At 32.2% G+C, this 13,193-nt stretch carries 12 protein-coding genes, 1 tRNA gene and 1 pseudogene; 9 read left to right on the top strand and 5 right to left on the bottom strand.

Annotated features, from left to right (window positions below):
* Positions 1-11: 11 nt before the first annotated feature.
* A pseudogene (locus C7448_RS15275) lies at positions 12-175 on the top strand (IS110-like element ISCaa14 family transposase); the annotation flags it as partial.
* 7 nt (positions 176-182) lie between these two features.
* Here C7448_RS15275 and C7448_RS15280 read toward each other — a convergent pair.
* The 3 genes from C7448_RS15280 to C7448_RS15290 all read right to left on the bottom strand — a co-directional run bounded on the left by C7448_RS15280 (position 183) and on the right by C7448_RS15290 (position 2,382).
* Positions 183-590 (bottom strand): hypothetical protein, encoded by a 408-nt coding sequence (locus tag C7448_RS15280; RefSeq protein WP_115902280.1) that lies wholly within the window; start codon positions 588-590, stop codon positions 183-185.
* A 256-nt stretch (positions 591-846) separates the two neighbouring features.
* Entirely contained in the window at positions 847-1,266 is a 420-nt protein-coding gene (locus C7448_RS15285) for a nucleoside-diphosphate kinase (RefSeq protein WP_028892988.1), read from the bottom strand.
* 108 nt (positions 1,267-1,374) lie between these two features.
* On the bottom strand, positions 1,375-2,382 hold the full coding sequence (locus tag C7448_RS15290) for an alkaline phosphatase D family protein (protein WP_115902281.1): 1,008 nt from the start codon (positions 2,380-2,382) through the stop codon (positions 1,375-1,377).
* 81 nt (positions 2,383-2,463) lie between these two features.
* On the opposite strand from C7448_RS15290, the gene C7448_RS15295 reads away from it, so the two are divergent.
* The 5 genes from C7448_RS15295 to C7448_RS15315 all read left to right on the top strand — a co-directional run bounded on the left by C7448_RS15295 (position 2,464) and on the right by C7448_RS15315 (position 6,464).
* Entirely contained in the window at positions 2,464-3,492 is a 1,029-nt protein-coding gene (locus C7448_RS15295; protein ID WP_115902282.1) for a DHH family phosphoesterase, read from the top strand.
* Entirely contained in the window at positions 3,482-4,021 is a 540-nt protein-coding gene (gene gldI, locus C7448_RS15300; protein WP_115902283.1) for a gliding motility-associated peptidyl-prolyl isomerase GldI, read from the top strand. The genes C7448_RS15295 and gldI overlap by 11 nt, the downstream gene beginning before the upstream one ends.
* Positions 4,018-4,743 (top strand): FKBP-type peptidyl-prolyl cis-trans isomerase, encoded by a 726-nt coding sequence (locus C7448_RS15305; protein ID WP_115902284.1) that lies wholly within the window; start codon positions 4,018-4,020, stop codon positions 4,741-4,743. Before gldI ends, C7448_RS15305 begins: the two co-directional genes overlap by 4 nt.
* A gap of 87 nt (positions 4,744-4,830) precedes the next feature.
* Positions 4,831-5,889 carry a peptidylprolyl isomerase gene (locus C7448_RS15310; RefSeq protein WP_115902285.1) on the top strand — a complete coding sequence of 353 codons (1,059 nt, stop codon included), beginning with the start codon at positions 4,831-4,833 and terminating at the stop codon, positions 5,887-5,889.
* Positions 5,890-5,891: 2 nt separating this feature from the next.
* Positions 5,892-6,464 carry a phosphatase PAP2 family protein gene (locus C7448_RS15315; RefSeq protein WP_245939495.1) on the top strand — a complete coding sequence of 191 codons (573 nt, stop codon included), beginning with the start codon at positions 5,892-5,894 and terminating at the stop codon, positions 6,462-6,464.
* A 114-nt stretch (positions 6,465-6,578) separates the two neighbouring features.
* On the opposite strand, the gene C7448_RS15320 is transcribed toward C7448_RS15315, so the two are convergent.
* A tRNA-Ser gene (locus C7448_RS15320) sits at positions 6,579-6,663 on the bottom strand.
* A 293-nt stretch (positions 6,664-6,956) separates the two neighbouring features.
* On the opposite strand from C7448_RS15320, the gene aroC reads away from it, so the two are divergent.
* Positions 6,957-8,018 carry a chorismate synthase gene (aroC, locus tag C7448_RS15325; protein WP_115902286.1) on the top strand — a complete coding sequence of 354 codons (1,062 nt, stop codon included), beginning with the start codon at positions 6,957-6,959 and terminating at the stop codon, positions 8,016-8,018.
* Between the two features lie 62 nt (positions 8,019-8,080).
* Here aroC and C7448_RS15330 read toward each other — a convergent pair whose 3' ends face one another.
* A complete protein-coding gene (locus C7448_RS15330) occupies positions 8,081-8,920 on the bottom strand; it encodes a M57 family metalloprotease (protein WP_115902287.1) in 840 nt (279 codons plus the stop codon).
* Between the two features lie 305 nt (positions 8,921-9,225).
* On the opposite strand from C7448_RS15330, the gene C7448_RS15335 reads away from it, so the two are divergent.
* Positions 9,226-11,817, top strand: a complete 2,592-nt coding sequence (locus C7448_RS15335) for a S8 family peptidase (RefSeq protein ID WP_170137062.1) — start codon at positions 9,226-9,228, stop codon at positions 11,815-11,817.
* A 169-nt stretch (positions 11,818-11,986) separates the two neighbouring features.
* A complete protein-coding gene (locus C7448_RS15340; RefSeq protein WP_394342473.1) occupies positions 11,987-13,003 on the top strand; it encodes a PA0069 family radical SAM protein in 1,017 nt (338 codons plus the stop codon).
* Positions 13,004-13,193 lie beyond the last annotated feature (190 nt).

Here is a 13,193-nt window from a genome sequence, read left to right on the forward strand (position 1 = left end):
CATCAATATATAAGTACAATAAAGTATGTAGAGAATTGTATAAATGAATTGTAGCTAGGGTAAGAGTAAAAAACTTGCTTTAATAGCGGTTTGTAATAAGCTACTAAAACAAGCTTTTGCAATAGTAAAAACTCGTTACATAATTGTAACGAGTTTTATTAGGTTTCTTTATTAAGCTGAAGTTAAACAATAACTAATGATGATTTTTCATTAGGATCATACTTGATATTAATTGTATCTCCAACTTTTGGTATAGATAGTTTAGATACATGTGTTGTGGTGCTAATATCAAATTTTTCTCCAGATTCTGACTCAACATGAAGGCTTAATAGAATAATAGGGTCAAAATTCATTAACGACCCTGTGTCTTGTACTAGAGAAACTTTAGCCTTAGCAGGTATCCCCTCAGTGGTTAACTTTTGTTGTTTGTTAACTAAATCAATTTGAGCTTCAGAAGTCTCAAGTATTTCATTTGTTTCATTAACAAAATCCTTACCTAAGAATAATTTTGTTAGCCATCCAACTATACCACCAGATACTACTTTTTTTGTGTGTTGAATTGCTTCTTTTGGATCTTGATCTTTTCCCATTTTTAATGTTTTAAATTTGTAGAATTGTTTTTCTGCTTTTTTTAAGCGGAAGGCAAAACTAGGTAATATAAAAGCTTTTTAAAAGGAAGTTGCTGGATAAAAGAAAGATTAAATGTTAAGTATTTGTTTTATAGTTTCTTAATGGAAGGAATGATTGTTTTTAGGATAAAAACTAAGTGTTATATAGAGCATTAAACAAAAAACTCGTTACGATTATGTAACGAGTTCAATATATAAAGTTTATTCTTTCTAAGAATTAAAACATTTCTCTACCAGAAAAGTGGAAAGCACCTTCGATAGCTGCGTTTTCATCAGAATCAGAACCATGTACTGCATTTTCTCCAATAGAAGTAGCGTATAACTGACGGATAGTTCCTTCAGCAGCTTCAGCTGGGTTTGTAGCACCGATTAAAGTTCTAAAATCTTCAACAGCGTTATCTTTTTCTAAGATAGCAGCGATGATTGGTCCGCGAGTCATAAATTCAACTAATTCACCAAAGAAAGGACGCTCACTGTGTACTCCGTAAAAAGTCTCAGCATCACGCTTAGTCATCTGTGTTTTTTTCATAGCTACGATTCTGAAACCTGCAGCATTAATTTTTTCTAAAATTGCACCAGTGTGTCCGTTTTCTACAGCATCTGGTTTAATCATTGTAAAAGTTCTATTTGTTGCCATTATTAAATGTAATAAATATCAGTAAATGATAAATTCCTTAATTGTTATTGCTTATGCAAACTTCGCATAAATCGGCGCAAAAATACACTTTTTAATGTTATTAGCAAGTTAAGGGTATATTTGGTTGATTTCTTGTAAGGTAACTCCATTTTTACCACGCATTTGAAAAGTAACTTTTTTCGTTTTTAAGTCTAAAAGTAGCGTGCCGTAACTTAAAGAGTTAACTACATTACCTATTCTAAAGTCATTTTTTTCAGAAGTAAAAGAAGAATAGGCGTGTGTTAATCCGCTAGAAGTAAAATCAATAATTGGATATTTTACTCCGTTAATGTTAGTCTTAGAAAATTCGGAAATATGCCTGTCTCCAGAAAGAAGAATAACATTCGTGTTTATAGATTTTTTAATCAAACCGAATAATTTATCCACTTCATGAGGAAAGTTTCCCCATTTTTCAAAACCATGCTCTTTTGATAAGATTTGGATGCTACTTACTATTACAGTAAAAGTAGCAGTAGAGTTTGTAAGTTCATTTGTAAGCCATTTCCATTGTGTATCGCCTAAAACAGTACCCTCGTTGTATTGATTTGGTTGAAAACGATGTCCGTTTGTTCCTTTGGTAAGAGAGGTCCTAAAATAACGTGTATCTAAAACAATAACTTTAACGTTGCCTTTGCTTGTTTTAAAAGTTTTAGAGTGGTAAACACCTTGTTGTTTTCTTCTAGGAGAATTTCTTGGAACGTCTAAAAAGTCTAAAAATAATTGTTGGCTTTCATCTTTCATTTCAAATTCTACACCTGCATCATTTTTTCCGTAATCATGATCATCCCAAGTAGCAAGAATTGGAACTTTGGTAGTTAGTTCTTTATATCCTTCAACCTTTTTTTGACTTTTATACATACGTTTCATTTTACGCATGTCATTAGTATCCGCATAAATATTATCACCGCCCCATACCCACACATTAGGCTGAAGCGATAGAATGTCTTCCCAAAAAGGATTATTAAGTCTCTGATTGTTGCAAGATCCAAAAGCAATAGTAAATACTTCTTGACTAAAAGAAGTAGTAATTATACTTAGAGAAAAGAATAGTGTAAATGTAAATTTATAAGATTTCATAGAAGTTAAAATTTGAAGCGAAGAAACAAAAAGAAATACATAAAAAGGTTAATATAGCATTAATTTGTATATTCGCCTTTTATGATTTTGAAACACTTTACAGAGCTACAAGAATTCTTGTCAGAACCTAGAAATATTGTAATAATTGGGCACAGAAACCCAGATGGAGACGCAATTGGTTCAACGTTAGGATTAAAACATTATTTAGATAAAAAAGGGCACACTACACAAGTGCTAATGCCAAATGAGTACCCTGATTTTTTACACTGGGTTCCTGGGTCAAAAACCGTAAAACGTTTTGATCGCCAAAACAACCAGTCTGTCAAAGCTTTAGCAAAATCTGATATTGTTTTTTTATTGGATTTTAATGCGTTGCATAGAGTAGGAAATGATATGCAAAACACGTTAGAGCAATATGAAAACGATTTTGCTCTGATAGACCATCATCAACAACCAGATGATTTCATGTATATGTATTCTGACACATCTATGTCTTCAACATGTCAAATGGTATATAACTTTATTGAAATGATGGGAGATGTAGAGCTGATAGATAAAAATATAGCAACTTGTTTATATACGGGAATTATGACTGACACAGGTTCATTCCGTTTTAGATCTACAACCAGTACTACACATAGAATTATTGCTGATTTAATAGATAAGGGAGCTGAAAATGATAAGATTCATAGTAATGTGCATGATGCAAATTCTTACAATAGGTTATTGTTGTTAGGGCAAGCGCTGAGTAATATGAAGGTATTACCAGAGTATAAAACTGCTTTTATAACCTTATCTGAAGAAGAAAAAAAACGTTTTCAGTACGAAAAAGGAGATACTGAAGGAGTAGTGAACTATGCATTATCTTTGAAAGGAATTGTGTTTGCTGCTATTTTTATAGAAGATGAAGAACAAGGAATTGTAAAAATATCTTTTCGTTCAAAAGGGAAATTCTCTGTAAACCAGTTTGCACGTAATTATTTTAACGGAGGTGGACATGATAATGCGGCTGGCGGCAGAAGTGATGATAGTATGGAAAATACGATAGCAAGATTTAAGTCGTTATTACCTACATACCAACAAGAGTTACAAGATTCTTATGAAGCATAAAATAATACTTTTTGTTCTTATAGCTTCGGTTGTGGTGTCGTGTAAAGAACCGCAGGCGAGAAGACCGAAACAGCATGGTACAACAAACTTTTATAAAGAAGTTCTTAAAGAAAATAAGAAGCTAAACGCTTTAGAGAAAAAACGTTTAGAAGAATGGGTGGCTAAAGATACTGTTAAAGAGTATAAAACTTCACCTAACGGTTTTTGGTATACGTATATAACGAAGGATACTTTAAACTCAAATTCTCCACAGTTTGAAGATTTAGTTATGTTGTCTTATAATATAGCAGATCTTAATGGAGATATTCTTTATGAAGAAAAGGAGAGAAGCTATAAAGTAGATAAAGAAGATTTTATTCCTGCATTGCAAGATGGAATAAAGTTGATGAAAAAAGGAGAAACTATTACATTTGTCATTCCATCTTACAGAGCTTTTGGAGTAACAGGAGATGGAAATAAAATAGCTGTAAATCAGCCAATACAAAGTACAGTAACATTAATCGATATAAAATCAAAAATAGAAGAATGAAATTAACCAACATTTTAGCAGCTACAGTTGTAGGTTTATCAATTGTTTCATGTAGTAACGGTCAGTTTAAACAAAAAAGCTCATTAGCAACAGAGGTAGATTCTGTTAGTTATGCTATAGGGTTAGATATGGCGACAAAAATTAAAATGAATTTTGACGAAATGGATCAAGATTTATTTGTACAAGGTTTTAAAAACGGTATGGATTCTACAAACTTATTAGTAGAATCAAAAGACGTAAACAATATCTTGAGAAATTTTTTTAAGAAGAAGCAAGAAGAAAGAATGAAGCAGATGCAAGAAGAGCAAGCAAAAAAAGCAGAAGCTGAATTTGGAGACAACAAAAAAGCAGGCGAAGACTTTTTAGCAGCTAATAAAGCTAAAGACGGAGTGAAAACTACAGAGAGTGGTTTACAGTATGTTGTTTTAAAAGAAGGTGAAGGTGAAGTTCCAACAGCAAATTCTAGAGTTAAGGTTCACTATCATGGTACTTTAATTGATGGAACTGTATTTGATAGTTCTGTGGAAAGAGGTGAGCCAACTGAATTTGGAGTAGGTCAAGTAATCAAAGGATGGACAGAAGGTTTACAGTTAATGAAGCCAGGAGCAAAATACAAGTTCTTTATCCCTCAAGAGTTAGCTTATGGTGCACAACAGAGAGGACAACATATTAAACCTTTTTCAGCTTTAGTTTTTGAAGTAGAGTTGTTAGAAATAAAGTAAACAAAGTTTAAATAACTGATAATTAATTAGGTTAGCACTTGTTGTTAACCTAATTAATTATTTATAAGAGAATATAAAACGAAATAAATGAAATTATTTAAAACTTTACTTGTAGTGCTTGTAGTGCTTGTAGTGCTTACATCATGTAAATCGGCTAAATACCCTAGTCTAGAAAATGGATTGTATGCAGATATCCAAACAAACAGAGGTGATATTTTAGTGAAATTTTTTTATGACAAAGTTCCAATGACTGTGGCGAACTTTATTGCGTTAAGTGAAGGAACTCACCCTAAAATGATAGATTCATTAAAAGGAACACCATTTTATGATGGTACTAAATTTCATAGAGTAATTAAAGACTTTATGATACAAGGCGGGGATAGAACAGGAACAGGTAGTGGAGATGCAGGTTATACATTTGCTGATGAATTTTCAATGGATGAAGAAGGAAAATTATTGTATAAGCATGACGGACCGGGAGTGTTGTCTATGGCAAACTACTCAAGACCAGTCACGAATTCTAGTCAGTTTTTCATAACACATAAAGCAACACCCTGGTTAGATGGTGGACATTCAGTTTTTGGTCGTGTTTTACAAGGTCAGGAAGTGGTTGATACCATTCAAAAGAATGACTATATAAAACAGATAGAAATTTTAAGAATAGGAGAAGACGCTATGAAATTTGACGCACCAATAGTTTTCGAACAAGAGTTAGCAAACGTTGAGAAGAAAGAGATTGAGAGAAAGAAAAAATTAGAAGAGTTAAAACAAAAATATCAAGAAGAGCAAGGAATTAAAGATGCGATTACTACTGATTCTGGTTTGAAGATTTTATCTTTACAAAAAGGAAATGGGAAAAAAGTAAATCCAGCGTTACCAACTACAGCACATTATACGTTGTATTTAGCTGACGGAAGAAAAATTGACTCTAGTTTTGATAAAGGTGAAGCTTTTGTCTTTACGGTTGATGATGAAAATTTTCCATTAATAGCGGGTTGGAAAGAAGGAGTGAAAACAATGAGAGAAGGAGATAAAGTACGATTGTTTATACCTTCTTATTTAGGATATGGTGATCGTAGAGTAGGGCCAATTCCTCCTAAATCGGATTTAATTTTTGAAATAGAAGTATTAAAAATAGGAAAATAGTTTTGATAGAAAATATTATACAAAAAGATAAGGAACTTTTAATTTATCTTAACAATTTAGGAAGTGAACAATGGGATGGTTTTTGGTTAACAATAACTAATCAATTTACTTGGACACCATTATTTGCCTTTGTGCTGTTTTTAGTATTTAAGCAGTTTGGGTGGAAAAAAGGGATATTTACAGTGTTATTTATAGCGGTTATTGTTGCTTTTTCCGACCAGTTTACAAATCTGATTAAAAATACTACAGAAAGAATTAGACCTTGTAACACAGAAGGATTAAAAGAGTATCTACGTAGTTTTACATATAAGCCAAGGGGATATAGTTTTTGGTCAGGACATGCTTCGTTGTCTACTACAATAACCACTTTTATGGTTTTATTATTAAGAAAATATTTTAAGCTGATTTACTTAATGATCTTATTTCCTTTAATCTTTGGGTATAGTAGAATATATTTGGGAGTACATTTTCCAGTAGACGTCACAACAGGGTATGTTTCAGGGGTAATTTTAGGAACATTATTTTATTTTGGATATTTAGCTTTAGAAAAGAAAGTTGGGTTAAGAAAAGAATAACTTTAAAATATGTAGAATACATATTTATTTCTAATAATTAAAAAAAGCTTACGATTCGTAAGCTTTTTTCTTTAATCCCCTAAAAAAAAATCCGAAGCTTTCGCTTCGGACTTGCGGAGAAAGAGGGATTCGAACCCCCGGTCCTGTTACAGACAACGGTTTTCAAGACCGCCGCATTCGACCACTCTGCCATTTCTCCTGAGCGTCTCATCAGGTATTCCCTGATTGCGGGTGCAAATATATGACCTTTTTTCATTTCTAAAAAAGTTTTTTGCTACTTTTTTTAATAAAACTTAAGTCTAAAAAGTGTTGTGAAACGTAATGCTTTTGCTATCAATTAGTTTAGTGGTAAAATGAAAATTAAAAAAATAAAAAGTAAAAGAGAATGAGCCTAAAAAAGGACTATTATAACGAGTTAACCAATAATTATAAGAATGAAAATTATAGTTTTTTAGTAAATAAATTCTACCTTCGTTTAATAAATAGTAAGGTATGTTTAACTCATTCGGAAATATTTTAAAGCTAACTACATTTGGTGAGTCTCATGGAACAGCTATTGGAGGTGTAATAGATGGATTCCCAGCAGGAATGAAAGTTGATTTTGATGCTGTTCAGCAAGAATTAGATCGTCGTAAACCAGGACAGTCTAAAATAGTAACCCAGCGAAAAGAACCAGATACAGTTGAGTTTTTATCAGGTATTTTTGAAGGAGTGACTACAGGAGCATCAATAGGCTTTGTAATCAAGAATACAAATCAAAAAAGTAAAGATTATAATCATAACACTGATGTGTATCGTCCTTCACATGCCGATTATACATATGATAAAAAATACGGAATTAGAGATTATAGAGGTGGTGGACGAACATCAGCAAGAGAAACAGCCAATTGGGTTGTAGCAGGAGCTTTAGCAAAACAGCTAATCAATCATATCAATATCAACGCATTTACATCATCAGTAGGAGATGTTTTTATGATGAAACCATACCAAGATTTAGACTTTTCTAAAACTGAAAGTAATATCGTTCGCTGCCCTGATGAAAATTCAGTAGAAAAAATGATTGATAAAATTCAAGAAATACGTAAAGCTGGAGATACTATTGGTGGAACGATAACTTGTGTAGCGCAAAATGTTCCTGTTGGTTTAGGAGAGCCTATATTCCATAAGTTACATGCCGAACTAGGAAAGGCGATGCTATCTATCAACGCAGTAAAAGGATTTGAATTTGGAAGTGGTTTTTGCGGAGCAAAAATGCAAGGTTCTGAACACAATGATATTTTTAATCCTGATGGAACAACACAATCTAATTTGTCAGGAGGAATTCAAGGAGGAATTTCTAATGGAATGGATATATACTTCCGCGTAGCGTTTAAACCTGTAGCTACGATAATGCAAAACCAATCAACAATAAACTCAAAAGGAGAAGCTTCCGAGATACACGGAAAAGGACGACACGATCCTTGTGTGGTACCAAGAGCAGTACCTATTGTGGAAGCATTAACAGCTTTAGTGCTCGCAGATTTTTGGTTAATGAATAAAACTAGAAGAGTTTAAAAAATAAAAAGCCCAGATACGTACACGTTCTGGGCTTTTAAATATTTTAAAAAAACAAATGTTTAGTAAAGAGTTAACATTGCGTTTTTATCATTATTGTTAAATGTGATAGCTGGTCCACAAGACTGCATTATCGAAGTGTTGTCAGATCCAGTTGGAGTACCAGCAATATGAATAGCTCCTACACCAGCACTACCTTCGTTTACATTACTACCACAGCTTTCACGTGTTTGGTAGTCAGTATGACGGAAACCAATACAGTGTCCAATTTCATGAGCCATAGTACCAGCAAGTTTAGTAGAGGTAGGTGCAATAGATAATTCAAACCATCTACTGTTAATACCAAAACCTTTGGCAGGATCTCCTTTTCTTGTAGGGAAACCAGCAGCTCTACCTAATGTGATAAAACCACCACTTTCTAATTCGTAAAACTCATTAACTTCAATATCAGCCTTAGATTTACCTTTACCACCATAAGAAACTCTTTGATAAGTTAATTGAGAACCTAAGTTATTTAACATAACAATAGTTTCATCTAAAGCATCAGAACCTAAAGTGCCTAAATCAGGAGAAACACTTACTGTGATAACTCTAGGTAAACCAGTTACTAAATTAGTTGTTCTGTAATGTTCTGTGTTAGGGATGTTTGAACTTTCACCTAACTCGTCAATTTGAGCAAAAGTAAAGAACATGTCTTCTACGGCAACACCTTTTTCCCCCATAAAAGTTGTTATTTTTGCTGAAGAAGTTTCAAAATAAGCTGCTTGCAATTTTGAAACTATTTCAGGAGTGATTTCATTGACTTCGTTGCTTGGAATAGCGTCTTCTGAAGAGTTACATGCAGTAAACAAAATAACTGCAAAAGCCATAAGGCTTAATAGTTGTGAATTTAAATTTTTCATTTTATTGAAGGGTTTTAGTTAAAAAATCTCAACGAAAGTATGTTTTTATGGTAAAATACGCAAAAAAAGCATTTTATTTGTAGTGATAATATGTTTTTATGAGGTTAATTTTTCTTTTTTTTTGTACGCTATTTTTAACATTTAATACCTATTCGCAAGTTGATTTTCCTTCTTATGTGAAAAAAACAGACCTGAAAAGGCTTGAAAAAAAAACGTTGAAAAAAAAATATTATTTAATTAATAAAAAAGATCTGATTTTCAATGATAAACATATAAAAGTTGTAAGAAAATTAGATGATAATTTTTTGATAATAACAAAAAAAACAAAATCTACAGAGTTCACTTTTAAAGGAAAGTTGTTTGATGTAAATGATAGTTGGAAGCTGTCATATAGGATTCCAAAGCTATTAAAGGGAAAGAATAAAGAAGTGAAAGTTGTGGTAAAAACAACTAATTCAAACTTGTTTTTAAAAGAAGCAAAGGAAAAGAACTTAAATATTAATGTGTTATACAAGTATAAAGATGTTCTAACTCTTAAAGTGTCTTCAGTAGAAATAAGTAAAATAGCTTCCATGTATCAGGTTGTTTATGTAGATATTCAACTAGCTCCTCGTCCAGAGAAAGTACCAATTGAAAAAGTAGATTTAAGTGTCAACCATATATATAAACTTCAAAATGACTTTAAAATAATCAATGGCGATGGGATAACTGTTTCAGTAAAAGAATTACTGTTTGATGTTAAAGATATTGACTTAAGAAAAAGAATAAAACTATATGGAAGTGAAGCTGAAGATGTTTCTAGTCATGCAACTTTAATGGCTACTATAATAGGAGGAGCAGGAAATAGTACATATAATTCTATGGGGGTTGCTCATCATAGTAATTTGTCATCTTCAGATTTTAGTACACTATTACCTGATAACGATACTTATTATATTAACAATAATATATTTATTCAAAATCATTCTTACGGAACAGAGATCGAAAACTTTTATGGAGCTCAAGCGAATGCTTATGATCAAAGTACAATTGATGTTCCTGAGCTACTTCATGTATTTTCTTCAGGGAATACAGGAGAGGTAGCTTCTGAAGAAGGAAATTATCAAGGGATAGAAGGATATGCTAATATGACGGGAAATTATAAAATGGCTAAAAATGTTTTAGTTGTTGGAGGAGTTAATAAAGAGCTAACTATAAATTCGAGGAGTTCAAAAGGACCTGCTTATGATGGAAGGGTGAAGCCAGAACTGGTTGCTCATGGACCAGATGGAACATCAGACGCAGCAGCTATAGTTTCTGGAGTAGCAACTTTGTTGCAACAAAAGCATAAAGAGAAAACGAATAAACTCTCATCTTCTGCATTGCTAAAATCATTATTAATTGCAGGAGCCGATGATATTGGTCCAAAAGGAATTGACTTTAAAAGTGGTTATGGCAATGTAAACGCATATCAAAGTATAAGTATTTTAGAGAGCGGAGGGTATATTAATGATGTTGTTTCAAGTAATGAGGTTAAAGAATATTCAATTCCTATTAATACTACAACAAAAGAAATACGAATAGCTTTGGTTTGGAATGATGTTCCTGCAAATGTTAATGACGATAAAGCGTTGGTAAACGATCTCGATTTAGAAGTGAGTAGTGGCGCAAATTCATGGTTACCTTGGGTTTTAGATGCTTCACCATCTCAAAGTTCGCTAGAAAAAGACGCTGTGTATGGAGAAGACCATCTTAATAATGTAGAATTAATTACTATAGAAAATCCTGAAACAGGTACATATAACTTAAAAGTAAAAGCAAATTCATTAGCAACAGCTACACAATCGTTTTCTATCGCTTATTTTCTTCAGCCTAAAAATATTTTTATATGGAACTACCCTAATAAAGAGGATAAGTTACCAGCTTTAAGAGATAAATATGTACGATGGACAAACAACTTAGATTTTCCAGTAAGTAAAATTGAATATTCTATTAATAATGGAAGTTGGACTGAGGTTGCAAACTCTACAAATGTTACAAAACCATATTTACTTTGGAATACTCCAGAAGTTAATGGAACAGCTCAATTAAGAGCTTTAGTGAATGGAGCATATTATGTTTCCGAAGAATTTATAATATCAGATGTTGTTACGCCAGTTGTTGATTTTAACTGTGAAGAAAATATTCAAATTAGTTGGGAGTCGGTTCCGAATGCAACGGCATATAATGTACAGTTGTTAGATGATGCTTATATGTATACCAATACAGTAGCAAGCGAAACGGGTATTGCTATTTCAAAAAACACATTTAAAACACCTTATATATCTATAACACCAGTTTTTAATGAAGTAATAGGAGTTAAAGGACAAACAATAAATTACAACTCACAAGGAGTAAATTGTTATTACAAGAATTTTTTAGCCTTTGTAAAAAATGAAAATGTAGTAGATGTTCGATTAAGTTTAAGCACTTTGACGAATGTAGCCTCAGTTGTTTTTGAAAAAACACTCAATGGAAATGTTGAAATAATAAAAACATTCACTATACCTAACACACAAGAACTTCAAATAGAAGATAATGGTGTTTCTGGAGGAGAAAATGAATATAGAGCTAGAATTGTCCTTGATGATGGAACTGAAATTTATACAGATACCATAAAAATAGATTTTCCTTTTGATAATACCTTAAAAATATATCCAAACCCAGTAATAGCATCAGAAGGAATGTTTGTGTATTCAAGAGGAAACAATTTAGATATAGAAATCGTAGATGTTACAGGAAGAATAATTTATACAAACAAAATTCAAAAAATCAGACAAACCATTCCTATACCAAATTTTAAAACAGGTTTATTGTTTGTGCGTATACTAAAAGATGGACAACAGATAGCAGTAAAGAAAATACTGGTAAAGCCTTAATTGTTTTAAATAATATAGACTTCACTAAAATTTTTGTGTTGCTTTTTGTAATTTTACAAAGTCACTTCGGATGATTTCGGAACCCTACCGAAATTGTATCGAGAAGTTTATATTAACCTGTTCTCGATAAAGTCATTCTAAAGACAATTTTATAATATTTTATTTAGGAATGATTATGGACTACATTAAAGGACGTGGTGCGCAACACAACACACACAATAAATTTATACAACATCAACACGAAGTGTTGGATGATTTCTTAAACTATTGCGAAGCTGAAAACGAATCAGCAGACAATAATAAAACAACCTATTTAGAAATTTATCCTAAAACAATTCTTAATAAAGTAACAAGTCCAGATATTGGGTTTTCCTATTCAATGAATCCATATCAAGGTTGTGAGCACGGTTGTATTTATTGCTATGCGCGCAATACGCACGAATATTGGGGGTATTCAGCAGGATTAGATTTCGAACGTAAAATATTGTACAAAGTAAATGCAGCAGAACTATTAGAAAAAAAACTACGAAGCCGTAATTGGCAGCCGCAAAATATTATGTTCTCAGGCAATACAGACTGTTATCAACCGATAGAAAAGAAACTTGAAATCACCCGAAAAATGCTACAAGTACTATTAAAATTAAAGCACCCAGTAAGCATGATAACAAAAAATGCATTAATACTTCGTGATTTAGATATTTTAAAAGAAATGGCAGAGTTGAACTTAGTGAAGGTAAGTATATCTATCACTTCACTATCAGAAGAAACAAGAAGAGTAGTGGAGCCAAGAACAGCAACTATCAAAAAAAGACTAGAAACAGTTAAAACACTAGCAGAAAATAATATTCCAGTAAATGTAATGATGGCACCAATCATTCCTTCAATTAACAGTCACGAAATATTACCATTAGTAAAAAAGGTAAGTGAGCAAGGAGCAACATCAGTAGGGTATACAATAGTGCGTCTAAATGGAGCGGTTGGAGAAATTTTTACCAATTGGGTAAGAAAAACATATCCTGATAGAGCAAACAAAATACTACATCAAATAGAAGACACACATAAAGGATCGTTGAATGATTCACGTTATGGGAATAGAATGAGAGGAGAAGGTAAAATAGCAGAACAAATAAAGACACAATTTGAGTTGGCAAGAAAGCTATATTTAAAAGATAAGAAAATACCTTAATTAGACTTTACTAAGTTTGATAAACACCAAAGAAATCAAATCTCTCTATTTTAGATATTATATATTGTAAAAGCATTTTTCCTACAATATATATGTAATGTATTTCACATAAGATGATTTGTTGGTGTGGGCGTTCCACTTTGTTGCATGTTTCCACTGCGTTCCAACAATACAAAGTGTCGGGCTTTCC

The organism is Tenacibaculum gallaicum (assembly GCF_003387615.1).
Classification (GTDB): domain Bacteria; phylum Bacteroidota; class Bacteroidia; order Flavobacteriales; family Flavobacteriaceae; genus Polaribacter; species Polaribacter gallaicus.